This window comes from Comamonas faecalis (assembly GCF_039538025.1).
In the GTDB taxonomy this organism is placed as follows: domain Bacteria; phylum Pseudomonadota; class Gammaproteobacteria; order Burkholderiales; family Burkholderiaceae_C; genus Comamonas_C; species Comamonas_C faecalis.
Map to the genome: position 1 here is coordinate 79,512 of NZ_BAABBP010000002.1, position 19,535 is coordinate 99,046.

Consider the following 19,535-nt stretch of genomic DNA (forward strand, 5'->3'; position numbering starts at 1 on the left):
GGGTCAGGCGATCTTGAACCGCGCCACCGACTGGCGCAGCTCCTCGGCCACCTGCGAGAGCGCGCGCACCTGCTGCGCCGTCGAGCGCGTGCCCTCGCTGGTCTGTTCGGTCACGGCAAAGATGTGCTGGATGTTCTCGGCCACTTCGTTGGCCAGACCTGCCTCGCGCTGAGAGGCGCTGGAGATTTGCTCGATCAGCTCGGCCAGGCGGCGCGAGACGCTGTCTATCTCGGTCAGCGCGCTGCCCGCCGCGTCCGACAGGCGCGCGCCCTCGACCACGCCCTGGGTCGAGCGCTCCATCGCCGCCACCGCGTCCTGGGTGTCGCCCTGGATCGCCTTGACCAGTGCGGCGATCTGGCGCGTGGCGTCGGCCGAGCGCTCGGCCAGGCGCTGCACTTCCTCGGCCACGACCGAGAAGCCGCGCCCAGCCTCGCCGGCGGACGCGGCCTGGATGGCGGCGTTGAGCGCCAGCACGTTGGTCTGCTCGGTGATGTCGGAGATCAGCTCGGTGATCTCGCCAATCTCCTGCGACGACTCGCCCAGGCGCTTGATGCGCTTGGAGGTCTCCTGGATCTGGTCGCGCAGAGTGTTCATGCCGCCGATCGCGTTCTGCACCGACTGCAGGCCGGTGTCGGCCGCCTGCAGCGACTGGCGCGCCACGCTGGCCGACTCCTGCGCCTGGCCCGAGACCTCGTTGATGCGCCCGGCCATCTCCAGCACCGAGCGGCCGGTCTCGCGGATCTCGCGCAGCTGCTCGGTCGATGCGGCCAGCAGCTCGGTGGAGGTGTTGTCCACCCGTGCCGAGGTCTGCAACACGCGCGTGGCGGTGTTCTGCACGCTGCCCACCAGCGCGCGCAGCTCCTCGACCGTGTAGTTCACCGAGTCGGCGATGGCGCCGGTGATGTCCTCGGTCACCGTCGCCTCCTGCGTCAGGTCGCCCTCGGCGACCGACTGCAGCTCGTTCATCAGGCGCAGGATGGCGGCCTGGTTGGCGTCGTTGACGCGCTTGGCCTCTTTCTCCTGGCGGCGCGCGTCGCGCTGCAGCACCTCGGCCGCGGCCTGGCGGTTGCGGCTGTCGAGCAGTTGCACGCGGGCAATGCCCACGCCGCACAGCACGACGAACAGCGCCGCGGCCACCAGCGCCGCAAGCTGCCCCACGCCCATGCCCGAGCGTGCGGTCAGCTTTGCCTGCAGCGTCTGCAGGTGGCGGCGCAGCAGCTCGCTGTCCGAGACGATGTAGTCCTGCGCCTCGCGCGCCGACACCAGATCCTGCAGGTTGCCCAGGATGGCGCTGGCCTGGGTGCGCGTGGCGTCAAAGCCGGCGATCAGCGCCTGCAGCTGCTGGCGCGTCTTGTCGTCGCCGGCCGCGCCCAGGTGCAACTCGGCGTTGCCGTCCAGCAGCCCCTGCGCCAGCTCGGTGAAGCTGCCCAGATCCTTGCCCAGCAGGAACACCGCCTCGGGGTTCACGCCCTCGGGGGTCTGCAGCTCGTTGACCGATTTGCCGATGCGCTGCGTGAGCATGGCCAGGCGGCTGGCTGCGGCGATCTCGGGCGTGGGCGCGCGCTGCTGCAGCTTGAGCGCGGCCACGGTCTCGGCCTGCTCCAGCAGGCCAGACGAGCCGCGGTTGACCGCGCGCAGCGCCTGGCCGACGTTGATCAGCGCTTGTTCCTGCTTGAGCACCGTGCCCGCCTCGCGCGCGGCGCGCTCGACCAGCGGGGTGAGGTCGTCGATCTCGGGGGCAAACGACGCGTCCAGCGCCTGCACGCCCAGCACGTCGTCGCCCTGGGCCAGCGCACGCATGTTGCGCGCCAGCACGCCGGAGCTGTCGCGCACGTCGGCAAACGCGTTGGGCGCGCCCACCAGCGCCTGCGTGACCGACTTGGCCAGCCGCTGCGACTGCATCAGCGCCTGGCCCGCGGCGCTCAGCTGCTGGCCGGTGCGGTTGGCCTGCTGCAGCACCCAGGCGGTGAGCAGCGCCAGCACCACCAGGCCCACGCCCAGCAGCACCAGCAGGCGGCGCTGGTGGCGCGCAGCCGGCGCGTTGCCCAGCAGCGGCAGGCGCACCGCGTCGCTGCTGGCGGGCAGTCCGTCGACCTCGGCCGGGATCTGCGTGGCGGCGCCCAGCTCTGTGTAGACGGTGTGGCCGTCGCCGCTGTAGGTCGGAGACAACGCGTCCCCGTCGGCGCGCAACACCAGCGGGTCTGCCTCCATCCCTTTGGACGGAGGGGTTCTGCGTTGGAACAGGCTGCCAAAGAAAGGAACGACGGACATGGTGGGCCTTGCAATGGTGAAAGGGGTTATCGGGAGCGCGGTCTGCGCATCTGCCGGGCCGTGGCGAGGACTCTCACAGCCCGATGCGCAGAAAGCGGGCATCGCCCGCCAGCGCCTGCATGTCGATCACCTGCCAGGGCACGCCCTGCGCGTCGGTGTGAATGGAGCCGAGATAGGCCGCCTGCCCGGCTGGGGGCGGCTGCTCGCCGGCAAAGTCCTGCGCGCTGCGCAGCCCCGCCAGGCGGTCGACCAGCAACGCGGCGTTGACCTGCAGCGCGCCGCCCAGCTGCAGCAGGCGGGACTCGGCCAGCGCCTGCTCGCTGCGCGCTGCGGGCAGATCCAGCAGGCGGGCCAGGTCGATCACGCCCACCAGCGCACCGCGCAGGTTGGCAACGCCCAGAAACCAGGGCTGGGCGTAGGGGACGGCGACCACGTCGGTCCAGGCGAAGATTTCACCGGCCTGCTCCAGCGGCACCAGCCAGTGGCGGCCGGCGCATTCCAGCGCCAGCCAGGATGCAACGGACACCGCCTCGGTGCGGGCGGCCTGCAGCCGCGCCGCGAGACGGGTCTGCAACTCCTTCAATGCGGTGCGGTTGGCCATGGGATGAGCTTTATGCGGTTGCCGCGCAGGCCTTGGCGGCCGGCGCCCGGGTCTGCCTGCGCATGGAGAAAGGGTTGCGGCCGCGGGCCGCCTGGAGCGCCATTCAGCCCAGCGCCTCGATCTTGCTTTGCAGCTGCGCCGGGTCGACGGGCTTGGTGATGTAGTCGCGCGCGCCCTGGCGCAAGCCCCAGACGCGGTCGGTCTCCTGATTTTTGCTGGTGCACATGATGATGGGCACGTCGGCGTACTGCGGGTCGCGCGCGATGGTGCGGGTGAGCTGGAAACCGTTCTGCCCCGGCATCACCACGTCCATCAAGATCAGGTCGGGCTTTTCCTCGGCCAGGCGCGCAAACGCCTCCTGCGCATTCTGCGCGGTGCGCACCTGCATGCCTTTTTTCTGCAGCAGGTCGGTCAGGTACATCAATTCGGTTCTGGAGTCATCGACCACCAGCACTTTGCGAACCGGCATCACATCGCTCCTTGTCGCGCCAGGCCAAACTGCTGCACCGTCTGCAGCAGCTGGTCTTTGGTAAATGGTTTGGTGAGGTATTCCTGGCAGCCCACCATGCGCCCGCGCGCCTTGTCGAACACGCCGTCCTTGGAGGACAGCATCACCACCGGTGTATCGGCAAAACGGGGGTTGCGCTTGATGATGGCCACCGTCTGGTAGCCGTCGAGCTTGGGCATCAGGATGTCGCAGAAGATCAGCTGCGGCGCGTAGTCGTTGACCTTGGACAGCGCGTCAAAGCCATCGTCGGCCAGCAGCACCTCGTGGCCGCCCTGCTTGAGAAAAATCTCGGCGCTGCGCCGAATGGTGTTGCTGTCGTCCACCACGAGCACCCTGTAGGTGGAGCCGGTCGTTGTTGCTGTCAATTGATTGCCACTCCTGCCGGTTTCACGCAACGTCTGCACGCACGAATGCATGCCTCGCGTCGCCTTATAGCCGCCCTCCCTGGTTGGCCGCGTTTGCCGTAGCGCTGCAAAGCCGCTACGTCAACCCAGCTTAAGGGGCAAGCACTTAGAATGCAACGATTGTAGCCAACGGTTTTGGCACCCATGCGGCTTTCAAGCCCCCTGCTGCGCAGGCGCTCCCGATGAATCTTCCCCCCAGCGAGACCCCTCTTGCGGCCCCCGGCGGCCTGCAGCCGGCGTGCGTGCTCAGCTTCAACGCCAACGACCCCTGCGGCGCTGGCGGCCTGGCCGCCGACATCACCACGATTGCCACCATCGGCGGCTACCCGGCGCCGGTGGCCACCGGCATTCTGGTGCGCGACAGCAGCGCCGTGCTGGCCCACCACGCGCTGAGCGCCGAGCTGGTGGCCGAGCAGGCGGCCGCCGTGCTCGAAGACCTGCCAGTGCGCGCGATCAAGCTCGGCTTTGCCGCCAATACCGACAACCTGGCGGCCGTGGCAGCCATTGCCAGCGACTACGACAGCCTGCCGCTGATCGTGCACATGCCCGACCTGCCCTGGTGCACGTCCGAGGAGATCGACGACTACCACGACGCGATGAGCGAGCTGGTGCTGCCGCTGGCCTCGGTGTTGGTTGGAAACCACAGCACGCTGTGGCGCTGGCTGTTGCCGCAGCACGACAGCGCGCGCAGCCCCAGCGCGCGCGACCTGGCCGCCGCCGCGCAGCAGCACGGCACGCCCTATGTGCTGGTCACCGGCATGCCCCAGCCCGACGCGGTGCTGGACAACCAGCTGGCCAGCGCCGAGACGGTGATCGCCAGCCACAAGGTGGCGCGGCTGCCGGGGCGCTTCATCGGCTGCGGCGACACGCTGTCGGCCGCGCTGTGCGCGCTGCTGGCCAGCGGCTGCTCGCTGGAGCAGGCAGTGCCCGAAGCGCTGGCCTACCTGGACGCCAGCCTGGGCGCCGCGCTGCACCTGGGCATGGGCCACGCCATTCCCGACCGCATGTACTGGGCCGAACCAGGCGACGACGCCCCGGACGACGACACCTCTTCTTCTGCCTCTTTGGACCTGACCCGCGATGACACGACCCACTGACCTCAACGACACCCTGTTCCAGCGCGCCCGCCGTGTGATTCCCGGCGGCGTGAACTCGCCGGTACGCGCCTTTCAGGCCGTCGGCGGCACGCCGCGCTTCGTGCAGCGCGCCCAGGGCGCCTATTTCTGGGACGCCAACGGCAAGCGCCACATCGACTACATCGGCTCCTGGGGCCCGATGATCCTGGGCCACGGCCACCCGGCGGTGGTCGAAGCGGTGCAGCAGGCGCTGCTGGACGGCTTTTCCTTCGGCGCGCCGACCGAGCGCGAGGTGCAGCTGGCCGAGGAAATCATCCGCTACGTGCCGTCGATGGAGATGGTGCGCCTGGTCAGCTCGGGCACCGAGGCCGGCATGAGCGCCATCCGACTGGCGCGCGGTGCCACCGGGCGCAGCAAGATCATCAAGTTCAACGGCTGCTACCACGGCCACGCCGACTCGCTGCTGGTCAAGGCCGGCTCGGGCCTGGCCACCTTTGGCCACGCCACCAGCGCCGGCGTGCCGCCCGAGGTGGTGCAGCACACGCTGGTGCTGGAATACAACGACGTGGCGCAGCTCGAAGAAGCCTTTGCGTTGCATGGCGACAACCTGGCCTGCGTGATCATGGAACCGATTGCCGGCAACATGAACTTCGTGCGCGCGAGCGTGCCCTTCATGCAGCGTGCGCGCGAGCTGTGCACGCTGCACGGCGCGCTGCTCATCCTCGACGAGGTGATGACCGGCTTTCGCGTTGCGCTGGGCGGCGCGCAAAGCGTGTACGCACAGCAGATCCCGGGCTTTGCGCCCGACATCACGGTGCTGGGCAAAGTGATCGGCGGAGGCATGCCGCTGGCGGCCTTTGGCGGCAAACGGGCGGTGATGGAGCAACTGGCGCCGTTGGGCCCGGTCTACCAGGCGGGTACGCTGTCGGGCAATCCGGTGGCCACGGCCTGCGGCCTGGCGACGCTGGCGCAGGTGTCCCAACCCGGCTTCTACGACCGGCTGGCGGGCAGCACGCGCGCGCTGACGGCTGGCCTGGCCGGCGCGGCCAAGGAAGCCGGTGTGGATTTCTGCGCCGACAGCGAGGGCGGCATGTTCGGCTTCTTCCTGCTGCCCGAGCTGCCGCAGAACTACCCGGCCGTGATGGAGACCGACCGCGAACGCTTCAACGCGCTGTTCCACGGCCTGCTTGATCGCGGCGTGTACATTGCGCCAGCGCTGTACGAAGCGGGATTCGTGAGCGCCGCACACAGCGCGGCCGACATCGAGGAGACCGTCGCCGCTGCCCGCGCGGCGTTTGCCGCGCTGGGCCGCAAATAAGGCTGGCGCTGTCCCGGCGACGGGTTCGCGTCACCATCAAAAACGCCCGGCTGCAGGCCGGGCGTTTTCACGTGCGCATGCACCGATCCAGCGATGTATCAGTGGCGGAAGTGGCGCACGCCGGTAAAGACCATGGCCACGCCGCGCTCGTTGGCAGCGTCGATGACCTCCTGGTCGCGCATCGAGCCGCCCGGCTGGGCGATGCAGGTCGCGCCGGCATCGACGACCACGTCCAGGCCGTCGCGGAAGGGGAAGAAGGCGTCGCTCGCGACCACCGTGCCCTGCAGGCTCAGGCCCGCGGCCTGGGCCTTGATGCTGGCGATGCGCGCCGAATCGAGCCGGCTCATCTGGCCCGCGCCCACGCCCATGGTCATGCCGCCCTTGCAGAACACGATGGCGTTGCTCTTGACGTACTTGGCGACCTTCCAGGCGAACATCAGGTCCTGCACCTGCTCCTGCGTGGGTTGCAACGTGGTGACCACCTTCAGGTCGGGCAGTTGCAGCTCATGGTTGTCGGCCGTCTGCAGGAGCAGGCCCGAGCCCACGCGCTTGGCGTCGATGGCGTTGCGGCCCTGCGCCCACGGCGTTTCGCCGCCGGTGGCCGGCAGCGTGATCTTCATCAGGCGCACGTTGGCCTTGGCCTTGAAGACCTCCAGCGCCTCGGGCGTGAAGTCGGGCGCCATCAGCACCTCGACGAACTGTTTGGAAATCTGCTGCGCCGCCGCGCCGTCGACCGCGCGATTCAGCGCGATGATGCCGCCAAAGGCGCTGGTCGGGTCGGTCTGGAAGGCCTTGCCGTAGGCCTCCAGCGCATTCGTGCCCACGGCCACGCCGCAGGGATTGGCGTGCTTGACGATGACGCAGGCGGGCAGCTTGAAGCTCTTGACGCATTCCCAGGCGGCGTCGGCGTCGGCGATGTTGTTGTAGGACAGTTCCTTGCCCTGCAACTGCACACCGGTGGCAATCGAGCCGGGCGCGGGATACAGGTCGCGGTACCAGGCGGCGCTCTGGTGGCTGTTCTCGCCGTAGCGCAGATCCTGCACCTTGATGAAATGGCCGTTGCTCTGGCCGGGGAACAGGCTGCGCTCGGGTACGTAGGCCTCGGAGAGTTTCTCGGCCTCGAACTGCACGGAAGAGAGGTAGTCGCTGATCGCGCCGTCGTACTGTGCAACGCGGTTGAATGCGGCCACCGACAGCGCAAAGCGCAGCTTGTCACTCAGCTTGCCGTGCGCCTTCAGCTCGGCCAGCACCGCGTCGTACTGGTCGGCAGCCGTCACGACGCCCACGTCCTTCCAGTTCTTGGCGGCGCTCCTCACCATGGCCGGGCCGCCGATGTCGATGTTCTCGATGGCGTCGGCCAGCGTGCAGCCGGCCTTGGCCACGGTGGCCTCGAAGGGGTAGAGGTTGACGACCAGCAGGTCGATGGTGTCGATGCCGTGCTCGGCCAACGCAGCCATGTGCGCCGGCAGGTCGCGGCGCGCGAGCAGGCCGCCATGGATCTTGGGGTGCAGCGTCTTGACGCGTCCGTCGAGCATCTCGGGGAACTGTGTGACCTCGGCCACCTCGGTAACGGGCAGACCCTCCTTGGCCAGCAGCTGGGCGGTGCCGCCGGTAGACAGCAGGCGCACGCCCAGCGCGTGCAGCGCGCGGGCAAAGTCGACGATGCCGCTCTTGTCGGAGACGGAAATCAATGCATTCATGGCAGTCATGGCAATCTCGGCCTTCAAGTTTCAAAACGATTGCGGCCCGCGGCAGGCCGCGGGGCGACACCCGGCGCGGCGCACCCGCGGGCGGCGGTCAAATCAAACGGTGCTGCACCAATTTTTTACGCAGTGTGTTGCGGTTCAGGCCCAGCCACTCGGCGGCACGCGACTGGTTGCCGCCGGCCTGCTGCATCACCACCTCCAGCAGCGGTTTTTCGACCACGCGCACCAGCATGTCGTACATGCCGTCGGGGGCTTCGCCGCCCAGATCCTCGAAGTAGCGCAGCAGGTTATGGCGCACGCACTCCTCGATATTGGTCTCTTTTGCGCTCATGCGCCCAATTCCTCTGCGGGTAGTGCCGTGCCCGCGCCTGCCGCGGCGGCAGGCGCGGGCAGGCGATCCATGCGCTGCGCCAGCTGATCGAAATAGTCCGCAACGGCCTGGTGCTGCTCGGCGGCGCCCTGCTCCACGTTGATGCGCCGGCGCAGCACGTCGCCGCCAGGCAGGCCGTGCACATACCAGGCGATGTGCTTGCGCGCGCTGCGCACGCCGATGTACTCGCCATACAGCTGGCAGTGATCCTGCAGGTGGTCGAGCAGCAGGCGGCGCACCTCGGCCACCAGCGGCGGCGCCAGGTGCTGGCCGGTCGCCAGGTAGTGCGCGATCTCGCGAAAAATCCAGGGCCGTCCCTGCGCGGCACGGCCGATCATCAGCGCGTCGGCGCCAGTGGCGGCCAGCACCTGGCGCGCTTTTTCAGGGCTGTCAATGTCGCCGTTGGCCACGACCGGCACGCCCACCGCGGCCTTCACCGCGGCAATCGTGTCGTACTCGGCCTGGCCGCGGTAGCCCTGCTCGCGCGTGCGCCCGTGCACCGTCAGCATCTGCACGCCCGCGTCTTCAAAGCGCCGTGCCAGCGCCACCGCGTTCTTGTGTGCATCGCACCAGCCGGTGCGCATCTTCAGCGTCACCGGCACGCCCAGCGGAGCGCAGGCAGCAACGACGGCGGCGGCGATCCCGCCGGCCAGCGCCTCGTTCTGCATCAGCGCCGAGCCGGCCCATTTGTTGCAGACCTTCTTGGCCGGGCAACCCATGTTGATGTCGATGATCTGCGCGCCGCGCTCGACGTTGTAGACCGCGGCCTCGGCCATCATCGCCGCGTCGGTTCCGGCAATCTGCACCGCAATCGGCCCCGCCTCGCCGTCGTGGTTGGCGCGGCGGCTGCTCTTGAGGCTGTCCCACAGGTCGCGGCGCGAGGTCACCATCTCGCTGACCGCGTAGCCCGCGCCCAGCTGCTTGCACAGGCGGCGAAACGGCCGGTCGGTCACGCCTGCCATCGGCGCGACAAACAGGCGGTTGGCCAGGGCGAACGGGCCGATGTGCAAGGCGGACATGGGGGATGGAATTCAGAAGGCGAGGCGCTGGCGCGAAAGAGCGGCGATTGTACCTGCCCAAAATTTCAGCAGCCGAAATGTGCGCTGCCGCCCGCCTACACTCGCACCCATGCAAGCATGGATCGATCAACTGCTGCACTGGCTGGCGCTGCCGGAGATCGGCCTGGGCGCGGTGTTCGTCATCGCGCTGGTGTCGGCCACGCTGCTGCCGCTGGGCTCGGAGCCGGCGGTGTTCGGCCTGGTCAAGCTCAACCCAGAACTGTTCTGGCCCGCCATTGCCGTGGCCACGCTGGGCAACACGCTGGGCGGCGCCATCAGCTGGTGGATGGGCCGCGGCGCCCACCGCGCCTGGGACGCAGCACGCCGCCTGCGCCGCGGCGGCGAGGGCGCAAGCCCGCCGGCTGCCACGCGGCCACTGTCACGCCACCAGCGGCGCGCGCGCATCTGGCTGCGCCGCTGGGGCGCACGCGCCTGTCTGCTGTCCTGGCTGCCCGTCGTCGGCGACCCGCTGTGCGCCGTGGCCGGCTGGCTACGTCTGCCGTTCTGGCCTTGCCTGGCCTACATGGCAGTCGGCAAGCTTGGCCGCTATCTGGTGATGACCTGGGCGCTGCTGCGCCTGGCAAGCAGCGCCTGACCAACACAATGGTGCAAAACAGGCCCGCAATCCAAAGCGGGGCTGGACACACTATGCTGGCGTGCGCGCCACGCGCGAGGCGCCGCGCCGCTGCCGCCACGCACCTTCGAGCGTGAACAGCACCAGCGCCGCCCAGATCAGCACGAAGCCAATCAGGCGCGCCGGCGTGAGCGATTCGCCGTACAGCCACACGCCCAGCATGAACTGCAGCGTGGGGCCGATGTACTGCAACACACCCAGCGTCGTCAGCGTGATGCGCCGCGCCCCGGCGGCAAACAGCAGCAGCGGAATGGCGGTGAATGGCCCGGCCGCCAGCAACCAGCCCCACAGCGGCGCGTCGGCATGCACCCAGGCCGCCTCGCCGCGCCAACCCCACCAGGCCAGCGCCGCCAGCGCCAGCGGGGTGAGCAGCGCGGTCTCCACCGCCAGCCCCTCCAGCGCGCCCAGCACCGCCACCTTGCGCATCAGGCCGTAGATGCCGAAGGTGAGCGCCAGCGACAGGCCGATCCACGGCAGATGCCCGGCCTGCCAGGTCAGCCAGGCCACGCCCGCCGCCGCCAGCGCCACCGCGGCCCACTGGCCGCTGCGCGGACGCTCGTGCAGAAAGACCGTGCCCAGCGCCACGTTGAGCAGCGGCTGGATGAAATAGCCCAGGCTGGCGTCGACCACATGGCCGTTGTTCACGGCCCAGACATAGATCAGCCAATTGCCCGACAGCAGCAGCGCCGACAGCGCAAACACCCCCACCGTGCGCGGGTTCTGGCGCAACTGCGCCAGCCACTCCCAGCGCCGGCGCACGAGCAGCAGCAGCGCGACGAACAGCATGGACCACAGCGTGCGGTGCATGATGATCTCCAGCGCGGGCACCTGCTCGAGCTGGCGGAAATACACGGGGAAGAGGCCCCAGCCGACAAAGGCCAGAGCCGCATAGACGATGCCGGGTTGCATAGACGATGGGGGTTGCGCCGCGGCGGCGCGCACCATCGGCGCCGCCCGGGGAAACCCCGAAGTAGACCAGAAAAGCCGCACGCGCGCCCAGGCCCGCGCACGCGGCCTCTGCTACGCTGGGCGCCCATGCGCAACATGATCGACTTCAGCTCCTGGCAGGGCCTGCTGTCCACGCTGCTGGGGCTGGTACTGGTCACCCTGGTGGCCGTAGGCCTGCGGCTGCTGGTCATGCAGCGCCTGCAGCAAAAGCGCGAGCGCTAGAACCGCCAGATCAACGAGCGGCTCAAGACCTTGATCGCCGCCTACAAGACGCTGGGCGGCTCGTTCACCGGCAACCTGGCCGTCGACCCCAGCCACCTGCGCGACCTGCGCATGCGCGCCGCCGCGGCGCAAGACGTGTCGGATGTACTGAACGACGCAGGACATGAAGGAGAAAACTCCGAACGCCGGCGCCGCATCCGCGACGCGGTCGAGGCGGCGCTTTCGGACGTGATCCTGCTGGGCACGGCCGAGCAGGTGCGGCTGGCGGTGCAGGCCGCCAACGACATGGCAGCCGGGCGCCGGATCGAGACCGCGGCGCTGGTGGTCTCGCTGCGCAGCTTCATCCGCGAAGTGCTGGAACTCGACGCCATCCCCACCGACCTGCCCATCCCCAAGCAAGGCCCGTTGCGCGGCGCGACGGCCGGAGGACGAGGTGGCGGTGCGGGCGCTGCCGGCCGGTCTAAAGGTGGCGGTGGCAGCAGCGGTGGCGGCAGCGGCAGCGGTGGTGGTGGTGGGGCTGGCAGCGGCGGTATGGGACACGGCGCCGGCATGGGCCACGCGGCGCGGGACGCCGACGCGGCGCAGTAGCCGCCGAAGGCCGCCCGGCCCCCGATTGGTCAGACGTTGAACAAAAAGTTCATCACATCGCCATCCCTGACGACATATTCCTTGCCCTCGGCGCGCATCTTGCCGGCCTCCTTGGCGCCGGCCTCGCCCTTGTACTGGAGGAAGTCATCGAAGGCGATGGTCTGGGCACGGATGAAGCCGCGCTCGAAGTCGCCGTGGATCACGCCGGCGGCCTTGGGCGCGGTGTCGCCCTTGTGGATGGTCCAGGCGCGCACTTCCTTGACGCCGGCGGTGAAATAGGTCTGCAGGCCCAGCAGGTCGTAGCCGGCGCGGATCAGGCGGTTCAGGCCGGGCTCGTCCTGGCCCAGCTCGTGCAGGAATTCCAGGCGGTCGGCGTCGTCCATCTCGGCCAGCTCGGCCTCGATCTTGGCGCAGATGGCGACCACCGGCGCGCCCTGCACGCGGGCGTAGTCCTTGAGTTTGTCCAGCAGCGGGTTGTCGTCAAACCCGTCCTCGGCCACGTTGGCGACGAACATGGCCGGCTTGGCGGTGATCAGGCAGAAGGGCTTGAGCAGCGGCGCGTCTTCCTTGCTGACCTCGACCGTGCGCGCGGGCCGGCCCTCGTCGAGCGCAGCCTGGATGGGCGTGAGCAGTTGCACCAGCTTGGCTGCCTCCTTGTCGTTGCCGCTCTTGGCGGCCTTGCTGTAGCGGTTCAGCGCCTTTTCGACGGTGGCGAGATCCGCCAGGCACAGCTCGGTCTGGATGACTTCGATGTCGGAGATCGGGTCGACGCGGCCGGCGACGTGGATGACGTTCGGGTCTTCAAAGCAGCGCACCACGTTGACGATGGCGTCGGTCTCGCGGATGTGCGCCAGGAACTGGTTGCCCAGGCCTTCGCCCTTGCTCGCACCAGCCACCAGGCCGGCGATGTCGACGAACTCGACGATGGCGGGCACGGTGCGCTCGGGCACGACGATCTCGGCCAGCTGGCTCAGGCGCGGGTCGGGCACCTCGACCACGCCGGTGTTGGGCTCGATGGTGCAGAAAGGGTAGTTCTCGGCGGCAATGCCGGCCTTGGTCAAGGCGTTGAACAGGGTGGACTTGCCGACGTTGGGCAGGCCCACGATGCCGCATTTGAGGCTCATGGCAGGGTTCTCTGGTCTTGGGGAAACCGGGGATTGTAAGAGGCGGGCTAAAAACTGAACTGCGCCGCCACCTGCTGGCCCACGCGCAGCGTCTGCCCCGCGCCGGCGGCAATGATGGCGTTCATGCCGAAGGTCAGCCCGCCGCCGACGCGCGCGTCCTGGCGGTAGGCGCGCAACTGCTCGGTCACGGCCGTACCGCGCTGGGCGGTGGCCGGGTCGACGTCGGGAATCGGGCAACGCGCGCAGGGCTTGACCGGGCGCAGCGCAACGGCACCGCCGCTGACGTGCAGCAGCTCGGCATGGTCTTCGTCGTGCGCGGCAAAGCCGTCGATCACGATGTTGGGGCGAAAGCGCTCCATGCCGACGCCAGCGTGGCCCGCCGCGCGCAGGCGCTCGTTCAGTTCGTCCAACGCCGCCTGGCTGACGACGAGCAGCGGAAACCCGTCGGGAAAGCGCACCGACGCGGCCGCGCCCTGCGTCCAGTCAGCGTCGGCCAGGCGCTGGCCGGTGTCGTCAAAGCGCACCAGGCGGCAGGGCGTTTGCAGAAATTCGCTGAGCCAGCGCGCCGCCTCTGGGCTGGCGTCAAGCGCCTGCACGCGGTCGCGCCAGACCTGCACCTCGCACGGCCGGCCTGCAGCAGCCAGCGGCAGCTCCAGATCGGCCATGCCGCTGGCGCGCAGCGTGAGTGTGTCAGTGCCCACTACCGGGTGGATCAGCGCCATGCGCGGCCATTCGCGCTGGGTCATGAACATGCCCTGGTCGTCGACCACCATCCAGCTGCGATCCCACGCCAGGCCGGTCGGCGTCAACTCTGCCTCGCGCAGTTCGGTGCCGGCGCAGGACTTGATGGGGTGGATGAACAGGCGGGCGATGCGGCCGGTGATGTCGGGCGTGAAGTCGGTGGGCATGGTGCAGTCCAGGCTCAAAGCGGCCGATTGTGCGCCAACGGCATGTGCGCTGCCCCCGACGGCCAAGGGCTCATACCCGCCTCCTACAATCGCCGCCATGGCGCAATCCTTTGACATATGTATCCGCGGCGCGGGCGTGGTGGGCCGCACGCTGGCCCTGTTGCTGGCCCAAGGCGGCCTGCGCACCGCACTGGTCGATCCGCAGGCGGCGCCTGCCGCGCCCGACGTGCGCGCCTACGCGCTCAACGCCGCCTCGCGCGAGCTGCTGCTGTCGGTGCGCGGCTGGCCCGACGCCGAGCACGCCACCGCAGTACAGCGCATGGAGGTATTTGCCGGCGCCGGCCACCAGGTGCAGTTCGACGCTGCTGCGCAGCGCTGCGACGCGCTGACCTGGATCGTCGACGTGCCGGCGCTGCTGGCGCGGCTGGGCGACGCGCTCAAATTCCAGCCGCTGGTCGAGCGCGTGGACGCGCCGGTCGACGCACCGCTCACCATCGTCTGCGAAGGGCGCGCCAGCCGCACACGGTCGGAATTCGGCGTGACCTTCGACGTCACGCCCTACGCCCAGCACGCCATCGCCACGCGCGTGCAGTGCGAAAAGCCGCACGGCCAGGTCGCGCGCCAGTGGTTCGACCAGGACGGCTCCATCCTCGCCTTTCTGCCGCTGGACGGCGCCCGGGGGAACTCGGTCGCCGTTGTCTGGTCTGTAGGCCAGGAGGATGCCCAGCATTGGCTGGACTGCGACGAGACCATGTTCACCGACCGACTGAGCGAGATCAGCAGCGGCGCACTCTGCGCTCTGCGCCTGAGCGGCCCGCGCGCGCGCTGGCCGCTGCAGCAGGCTTTTGCGCGCCAGTGGTGCGGCGCCCTGCCCGGCCAGCCGCAAAACGCCTGGGTGCTGGCGGGCGACGCAGCGCACAACGTGCACCCGCTGGCCGGCCAGGGGCTGAACCTGGGCCTGGCCGACGTGCAGGCGCTGGCGCAGGTGCTGCGCGGCCGTGCGTCCTGGCGCGGCGTGGGCGACCTGCGCCTGCTGCGCCGCTACGAGCGCGCACGCAAGGCGGCGGTGCTGCCCGCGCAGCTGGCCATGGACGGGCTGCAGCAGCTGTTCACCCGGCGCGAGCAGCCGCTGCAAAACCTGCGCAACTGGGGCATGGACTGCTTCGAGCGCAGCCCGCTGCTCAAGGCCTGGGTGGCCCGCCAGGCCATGGGCCAGGCGTGACCACGGTCGTTTTTCCATCGGTTTGTTTCACAGGAACGTCATGAAAATCATCTCCGTGCTGCTGGCCGCAGCAGCATTGACCCTGGGGCTGAGCGCCCATGCGCAAGAGGGCGCGATCCGCAAGACGCTGGCCGAGCGCATTCCGCAGCTCACCCAGATCGACGAGGTGCGCAGCACGCCGATGCAGGGCCTGTACGAGGTGCGCGTGGGCACCGACCTGTTCTACACCGACGCGACCGGCCACTTCCTGATCCAGGGCGAGCTGATCGACACCGAGGCGCGGCGCAACCTGACCGAGGATCGCATCAACGCGCTGACCGCACTCGACGTCAAGACGCTGTCGCTGGACGACGCAATCACCATCGTGCGCGGCAAGGGCGAGCGCAAGCTCGTCGTCTTCGAAGACCCGAACTGCGGCTACTGCAAGCGCTTCGAGAAAGACATGCAGAAGGTGGACAACGTCACGGTCCACCTGTTCCTCTACCCCATCCTCAGCCCCGACTCGGCCGAGAAGTCGCGCAACATCTGGTGCGCCAAGGATCCCGCCGCCGCCTGGAGCGACCTGATGCTGCGCGACAAGGTGCCCGCCGCGGCCAGCTGCGACATTGCCGCGCTCAAGCGCAACCTGGCGCTGGGGCGCAAGCACAAGATCACCGGCACGCCCACGCTGATCTTTGCCGACAACACCCGCGTGCCCGGCGCGCTGGGCACCAGCGACATCGAGCAGCGCCTGGCCAAGGCGGCCGCCGCGGCCAGGCCCTGAATCGCTCGCGGCCCGCACGGCCGCGCACCACCCGCCACGCCAGGCCCGCGACCGCAGGCCTGGCTTTTTTGCAAGAGCTGCCATGACCACACACTCCCCCGCCACCACGGCCGACCTGCACTACCGCATCGAGGCGGCCGACCTGCACGCCCACTACTACCAGGTCAGCTTCACCATCGCCCGGCCCACCGCGAGCCAGCGCGTCACGCTGCCGGTGTGGATTGCCGGCAGCTACCTGGTGCGCGAGTTCTCGCGCCACCTGCTGCAGCTGGGCGCCACGCAGGACGGCGCCACCGTGCCCATGCGCCAGCTCGACAAAAACCACTGGCAGGCGGACTGCAGCGCGGGCAGCCCGCTGGTGCTGCACTACAGGGTCTGCGCGCAGGACGCCTCGGTGCGCACCGCGTGGCTGGACGCGCAGCGCGGCTTCTTCAACGCCACCAGCGTCTGCCTGCAGGCCGAGGGCACGGATGGCCAGCCCTGCACCGTAGACATTGCGCCGCCCCAGGCCGCCGCAGCCGCCGCCTGGCAGTGCGCCACGGCGCTGCAGCCGCTGGCGGTGGACACGCGCGGCTTTGGCCGCTACCGCGCCGACGACTACGACCAGCTGGCCGACAGCCCGGTGGAGATGGCGCCCTTCATCAGCGCCGACTTCGAGGCCCGCGGCGTGCCCCACCGCCTGGTCATCAGCGGCGCCGCGCCCACGCTGGATCTGCAGCGCCTGGTGGCCGACACCCGCGCGATCTGCGAGGCCGCCATCGACCTGTGGCACCCGGACGGCGAGGCCCCGCCGTTCGGCCACTACCTGTTTCTGCTCAACGCGACTGACGACGGCTACGGCGGGCTGGAGCACCGCTACAGCACCGCGCTGATTGCCAACCGGCGCGACCTGCCGCGCCTGGGCGAGGCCGGCACCGGCGACGGCTACATCCAGCTGCTGGGCCTGATCAGCCATGAATACTTCCACACCTGGAACGTCAAGCGCCTGCGCCCGCAGGAATTTGCGCGCTACGACTGGCAGCGCGAGAACTACACCGAGCTGCTGTGGTTCTTCGAGGGCTTCACCAGCTACTACGACGACCTGCTGCTGCGCCGCGCGCGCCTGATTGGCGACGCCGCTTACCTGAAGCTGCTGGCCAAGACTGCCAACCAGGTGCTGCAAACACCCGGGCGGCGCGTGCAAAGCGTGGCGCAGGCCAGCTTTGATGCCTGGATACGCTACTACCGCCCCGACGCCAGCACGCCCAACACCACGGTCAGCTACTACACCAAGGGCGCGCTGGTTGCGCTGTGCCTGGATCTGAGCCTGCGCAGCGAAGGCGCGGCGACGCTGGACGACGTGATGCGCGCGCTATGGCAGCGCTGCAGCGGCGGCCCGATGACCGAGGCCGACCTGCTGGCCGTGCTGCAGGCGCTGACCGGGCGCGGCTGGCAGCAGGAGATTGCCGACTGGGTGCACGGCACCGGCGAGCTGCCGCTGGCGACCGTGCTGGCCGCGCAAGGCGTTGCACTAAAGGCCGACACGCCCCAGCCCGCCCAGCGCCTGGGCCTGCGCGTGCGCGAGCACGGCGGCATCCACGTCACCCATGTGCTGGCCGGCGGCGCTGCCGAGCAGGCCGGACTGATGGCTGGCGACGAATGGCTGGGCGTGGAACTTGACAGCCAGGGCTGGCGATTGCGCACGCTCGCCGACCTGGCCCTGGTCGCCGGCAGTGCGCGCGAAGTCACCGCGCTGGTGGCGCGCGACGCCCGCCTGCTGCACCTGGCGCTGGCCCTGCCCCCGGCCACGGCAGGCGCGGACACCATCGTGCTGGAAGTGGCCGATGGCGCCCGCGCGCAGGCTTGGCTGGCCGGCGCTTCGCTATAGTTGACCGGTTACACACCCGCCATCCAAGGAGAACCCATTCATGGCCTACGAATGCATCACCGTGCGCACCGAAGCCGACAAGGTCGGCATCATCACGCTCAACCGCCCCAAGCAGCTCAACGCCCTCAACGACCAGCTGATGGACGAGCTGGGCGCGGCGCTCAAGGCGTTTGACGCCGACGAGAAAATCGGCTGCATGATCGTCACCGGCAGCGAGAAAGCCTTTGCCGCCGGCGCCGACATCGGCGCCATGGCCAAGTACAGCTTTGCCGACGCCTACAAGGGCGACTACATCACGCGCAACTGGGAGACCATCCGCATGATCCGCAAGCCCGTGATTGCCGCCGTGAGCGGCTACGCGCTGGGCGGCGGCTGCGAGCTGGCGATGATGTGCGACTTCATCATCGCTGCCGACAACGCCAGGTTCGGCCAGCCCGAGATCAAGCTGGGCGTCATCCCCGGCGCCGGCGGCACACAGCGCCTGCCGCGCGCCGTGGGCAAGTCCAAGGCCATGGACATGGCGCTCACCGCCCGCATGATGGACGCATCGGAAGCCGAGCGCGCCGGCCTGGTCAGCCGCGTCGTCGCGCTGGACAAGCTGATGGAAGAAGCCCTGGCCGCCGCCATCACCATCAGCGGCTTCTCGCAGATCGCCACCATGGCCGCCAAGGAGTCGGTCAACCGCGCGTTCGAGGGCTCTTTGACCGACGGCGTGATGTTCGAGCGCCGCCTGTTCCACGCCCTGTTCGCCACCCAGGATCAGAAGGAAGGCATGGACGCCTTCGTCAACAAGCGCGCGCCCCAATTCACCCACCAGTGATTTGTGCGAGCCGCCATTTTTCAGCTACAATGCGCGGCTTCGGTGGTATAGCTCAGTTGGTTAGAGCGCAGCATTCATAATGCTGATGTCCCAGGTTCAAGTCCCGGTACCACCACCAGACACAACGCCCAGCCTCGCCGGCTGGGCGTTTTTGTTTGCACGCCGCGGCTACCGCGCCCGCAGCTGCACCCCATCCAGGCTGGGCGCTGCCAGCGGCTGCGCGGCGCTGCCCGGGCGCACCGGGGCAAAGCGGCCGGCGTTCCAATCGGCCAGCGCGGCCTCGATCTCGGCCTGGCTGCGCGCCACGAGGTTCCACCAGATGATCGGCGGCTCATCCATCGGCGCGCCGCCGATCAAGAGCAACTGCATGGGGGCGTCGCACTGCAGCGCAAGCACGGTGCGCCCAGGCGCAAAGTACAGCCACTCGCCCGGGGCCAGCGGCTCGTCTTCCACCTGGGCCGCGCCGCGCAGCACCATGGCGGCGTATTCAAAATCGGCCTGCAGTGGCAGTGCGGTCTGCGCGGCGGCGTCGGCCGCCAGATCCATGCCCACCAGTGGTGTATGGATGCGGGTGGGTGCGTTCTGATCCAGGGCGCTACCGGCGAGCAGCGTGATGGTGAAGCCCCCGCTTTCCACGACGGGCAGCACGCCGTAGTGGTCGAAGGCCGGCTCGCACTGGGCCTGCTCGTGCGGCAGGGCGATCCACAGCTGGGCGGCGTGCATGCGCGCGCCGTCCAGCGCCGAGTCTTCGGTGTGCGCAATGCCGCGTCCGGCGGTCATCAGGTTGACCTGGCCGGGGCGTATCACCTGTTCATTGCCCAGGCTGTCGCGGTGCACCACCTCGCCCTCGATCATCCAGGTAAAGGTCTGCAGGCCGATGTGCGGATGGGCACCCACATGCATGCCCTTGCCGGGGGCGAATTGCACCGGGCCGAGGTGATCCATGAAGCACCAGGCGCCGACGGTGCGCCGCACGCGATGCGGCAGGGCGCGGGTGATGCGCGTGTCCTCGCCGATGACGGCTTCTCGGCTGTGCAGGCGCTCGGGGGCGGCAGTCGTGCTCATTGCGAACTCTCCTTTCAAACCAGGTTGCGCCAAACCGGCACGCCGGCAATGGCATGCAAGCG

The 19,535-nt window shown here is 69.1% G+C and carries 18 protein-coding genes, 1 tRNA gene and 1 pseudogene; 9 read left to right on the plus strand and 11 right to left on the minus strand.

Features of this window, described 5'->3' with window-relative positions:
* Positions 1-3: 3 nt before the first annotated feature.
* The 4 genes from ABD767_RS01530 to ABD767_RS01545 all read right to left on the minus strand — a co-directional run bounded on the left by ABD767_RS01530 (position 4) and on the right by ABD767_RS01545 (position 3,745).
* A complete protein-coding gene (locus tag ABD767_RS01530) occupies positions 4-2,271 on the minus strand; it encodes a methyl-accepting chemotaxis protein (protein ID WP_103043657.1) in 2,268 nt (755 codons plus the stop codon).
* Positions 2,272-2,344: 73 nt separating this feature from the next.
* Positions 2,345-2,872: a chemotaxis protein CheW gene (locus ABD767_RS01535; protein WP_103043656.1), complete on the minus strand. Its 528-nt coding sequence runs from the start codon at positions 2,870-2,872 to the stop codon at positions 2,345-2,347.
* 103 nt (positions 2,873-2,975) lie between these two features.
* A complete protein-coding gene (locus tag ABD767_RS01540; RefSeq protein ID WP_103043655.1) occupies positions 2,976-3,341 on the minus strand; it encodes a response regulator in 366 nt (121 codons plus the stop codon).
* On the minus strand, positions 3,341-3,745 hold the full coding sequence (locus tag ABD767_RS01545) for a response regulator (protein WP_425549880.1): 405 nt from the start codon (positions 3,743-3,745) through the stop codon (positions 3,341-3,343). The genes ABD767_RS01540 and ABD767_RS01545 overlap by 1 nt, the downstream gene beginning before the upstream one ends.
* Positions 3,746-3,966: 221 nt before the next feature.
* Between ABD767_RS01545 and thiD the strand changes: the two genes are divergently transcribed.
* Together thiD and hemL are read left to right on the plus strand one after the other, a co-directional pair.
* Positions 3,967-4,881, plus strand: coding sequence for a bifunctional hydroxymethylpyrimidine kinase/phosphomethylpyrimidine kinase (thiD, locus tag ABD767_RS01550; RefSeq protein WP_103043653.1), 915 nt, complete (start codon positions 3,967-3,969; stop codon positions 4,879-4,881).
* On the plus strand, positions 4,865-6,178 hold the full coding sequence (hemL, locus tag ABD767_RS01555) for a glutamate-1-semialdehyde 2,1-aminomutase (protein ID WP_103043652.1): 1,314 nt from the start codon (positions 4,865-4,867) through the stop codon (positions 6,176-6,178). The genes thiD and hemL overlap by 17 nt, the downstream gene beginning before the upstream one ends.
* Positions 6,179-6,276: 98 nt before the next feature.
* Here the strand turns inward: hemL and purH are convergent, their stop codons facing one another.
* The 3 genes from purH to dusB form a co-directional block, all read right to left on the minus strand.
* A complete protein-coding gene (gene purH, locus ABD767_RS01560; RefSeq protein WP_103043688.1) occupies positions 6,277-7,878 on the minus strand; it encodes a bifunctional phosphoribosylaminoimidazolecarboxamide formyltransferase/IMP cyclohydrolase in 1,602 nt (533 codons plus the stop codon).
* A gap of 97 nt (positions 7,879-7,975) precedes the next feature.
* On the minus strand, positions 7,976-8,215 hold the full coding sequence (locus ABD767_RS01565) for a helix-turn-helix domain-containing protein (RefSeq protein WP_103043651.1): 240 nt from the start codon (positions 8,213-8,215) through the stop codon (positions 7,976-7,978).
* Positions 8,212-9,273, minus strand: coding sequence for a tRNA dihydrouridine synthase DusB (dusB, locus tag ABD767_RS01570; protein WP_103043650.1), 1,062 nt, complete (start codon positions 9,271-9,273; stop codon positions 8,212-8,214). The genes ABD767_RS01565 and dusB overlap by 4 nt, the downstream gene beginning before the upstream one ends.
* Positions 9,274-9,382: 109 nt before the next feature.
* Here dusB and ABD767_RS01575 point away from each other — a divergent pair, with 109 nt between their 5' ends.
* On the plus strand, positions 9,383-9,907 hold the full coding sequence (locus tag ABD767_RS01575; RefSeq protein WP_344867842.1) for a YqaA family protein: 525 nt from the start codon (positions 9,383-9,385) through the stop codon (positions 9,905-9,907).
* Between the two features lie 51 nt (positions 9,908-9,958).
* Here ABD767_RS01575 and rarD read toward each other — a convergent pair whose 3' ends face one another.
* Complete coding sequence (gene rarD / locus ABD767_RS01580; RefSeq protein WP_103043686.1) at positions 9,959-10,855, minus strand: EamA family transporter RarD; 897 nt, start codon at positions 10,853-10,855, stop codon at positions 9,959-9,961.
* A gap of 126 nt (positions 10,856-10,981) precedes the next feature.
* Between rarD and ABD767_RS01585 the strand changes: the two are divergent.
* Positions 10,982-11,704: pseudogene (locus ABD767_RS01585) on the plus strand (hypothetical protein).
* Positions 11,705-11,733: 29 nt separating this feature from the next.
* On the opposite strand, the gene ychF reads toward ABD767_RS01585, so the two are convergent.
* Together ychF and ABD767_RS01595 are read right to left on the minus strand one after the other, a co-directional pair.
* Positions 11,734-12,828 (minus strand): redox-regulated ATPase YchF, encoded by a 1,095-nt coding sequence (ychF, locus tag ABD767_RS01590; RefSeq protein ID WP_103043649.1) that lies wholly within the window; start codon positions 12,826-12,828, stop codon positions 11,734-11,736.
* 47 nt (positions 12,829-12,875) lie between these two features.
* Entirely contained in the window at positions 12,876-13,736 is an 861-nt protein-coding gene (locus tag ABD767_RS01595; RefSeq protein WP_103043685.1) for an MOSC N-terminal beta barrel domain-containing protein, read from the minus strand.
* Positions 13,737-13,833: 97 nt separating this feature from the next.
* Here ABD767_RS01595 and ABD767_RS01600 point away from each other — a divergent pair, with 97 nt between their 5' ends.
* The 5 genes from ABD767_RS01600 (at position 13,834) to ABD767_RS01620 (ending at position 18,526) form a co-directional block, all read left to right on the plus strand.
* A complete protein-coding gene (locus ABD767_RS01600; RefSeq protein WP_103043648.1) occupies positions 13,834-14,958 on the plus strand; it encodes an FAD-dependent monooxygenase in 1,125 nt (374 codons plus the stop codon).
* Positions 14,959-14,998: 40 nt separating this feature from the next.
* A complete protein-coding gene (locus tag ABD767_RS01605) occupies positions 14,999-15,721 on the plus strand; it encodes a thioredoxin fold domain-containing protein (RefSeq protein ID WP_103043647.1) in 723 nt (240 codons plus the stop codon).
* 82 nt (positions 15,722-15,803) lie between these two features.
* Positions 15,804-17,588 (plus strand): M61 family metallopeptidase, encoded by a 1,785-nt coding sequence (locus ABD767_RS01610; protein ID WP_103043646.1) that lies wholly within the window; start codon positions 15,804-15,806, stop codon positions 17,586-17,588.
* Between the two features lie 40 nt (positions 17,589-17,628).
* The gene (locus tag ABD767_RS01615; RefSeq protein WP_103043645.1) at positions 17,629-18,408 is read left to right on the plus strand and encodes an enoyl-CoA hydratase; all 780 of its coding nucleotides are present in this window, start codon (positions 17,629-17,631) and stop codon (positions 18,406-18,408) included.
* Positions 18,409-18,449: 41 nt separating this feature from the next.
* Positions 18,450-18,526, plus strand: a tRNA-Met gene (locus ABD767_RS01620).
* A gap of 50 nt (positions 18,527-18,576) precedes the next feature.
* Here ABD767_RS01620 and ABD767_RS01625 read toward each other — a convergent pair.
* Positions 18,577-19,473 carry a pirin family protein gene (locus ABD767_RS01625; protein ID WP_103043644.1) on the minus strand — a complete coding sequence of 299 codons (897 nt, stop codon included), beginning with the start codon at positions 19,471-19,473 and terminating at the stop codon, positions 18,577-18,579.
* Positions 19,474-19,535: the final 62 nt, after the last annotated feature.

Bases quoted from the DNA above. Each gene is read 5' to 3' on its own strand.
- ychF (WP_103043649.1), bottom strand. From the start codon at position 12,828: ATGAGCCTCAAATGCGGCATCGTGGGCCTGCCCAACGTCGGCAAGTCC.
- ABD767_RS01625 (WP_103043644.1), bottom strand. From the start codon at position 19,473: ATGAGCACGACTGCCGCCCCCGAGCGCCTGCACAGCCGAGAAGCCGTC.
- ABD767_RS01615 (WP_103043645.1), top strand. From the start codon at position 17,629: ATGGCCTACGAATGCATCACCGTGCGCACCGAAGCCGACAAGGTCGGC.
- purH (WP_103043688.1), bottom strand. From the start codon at position 7,878: ATGAATGCATTGATTTCCGTCTCCGACAAGAGCGGCATCGTCGACTTT.
- ABD767_RS01610 (WP_103043646.1), top strand. From the start codon at position 15,804: ATGACCACACACTCCCCCGCCACCACGGCCGACCTGCACTACCGCATC.
- ABD767_RS01565 (WP_103043651.1), bottom strand. From the start codon at position 8,215: ATGAGCGCAAAAGAGACCAATATCGAGGAGTGCGTGCGCCATAACCTG.
- rarD (WP_103043686.1), bottom strand. From the start codon at position 10,855: ATGCAACCCGGCATCGTCTATGCGGCTCTGGCCTTTGTCGGCTGGGGC.
- hemL (WP_103043652.1), top strand. From the start codon at position 4,865: ATGACACGACCCACTGACCTCAACGACACCCTGTTCCAGCGCGCCCGC.
- ABD767_RS01575 (WP_344867842.1), top strand. From the start codon at position 9,383: ATGCAAGCATGGATCGATCAACTGCTGCACTGGCTGGCGCTGCCGGAG.
- ABD767_RS01600 (WP_103043648.1), top strand. From the start codon at position 13,834: ATGGCGCAATCCTTTGACATATGTATCCGCGGCGCGGGCGTGGTGGGC.
- thiD (WP_103043653.1), top strand. From the start codon at position 3,967: ATGAATCTTCCCCCCAGCGAGACCCCTCTTGCGGCCCCCGGCGGCCTG.
- ABD767_RS01605 (WP_103043647.1), top strand. From the start codon at position 14,999: ATGAAAATCATCTCCGTGCTGCTGGCCGCAGCAGCATTGACCCTGGGG.
- ABD767_RS01595 (WP_103043685.1), bottom strand. From the start codon at position 13,736: ATGCCCACCGACTTCACGCCCGACATCACCGGCCGCATCGCCCGCCTG.
- ABD767_RS01530 (WP_103043657.1), bottom strand. From the start codon at position 2,271: ATGTCCGTCGTTCCTTTCTTTGGCAGCCTGTTCCAACGCAGAACCCCT.
- dusB (WP_103043650.1), bottom strand. From the start codon at position 9,273: ATGTCCGCCTTGCACATCGGCCCGTTCGCCCTGGCCAACCGCCTGTTT.
- ABD767_RS01540 (WP_103043655.1), bottom strand. From the start codon at position 3,341: ATGCCGGTTCGCAAAGTGCTGGTGGTCGATGACTCCAGAACCGAATTG.
- ABD767_RS01535 (WP_103043656.1), bottom strand. From the start codon at position 2,872: ATGGCCAACCGCACCGCATTGAAGGAGTTGCAGACCCGTCTCGCGGCG.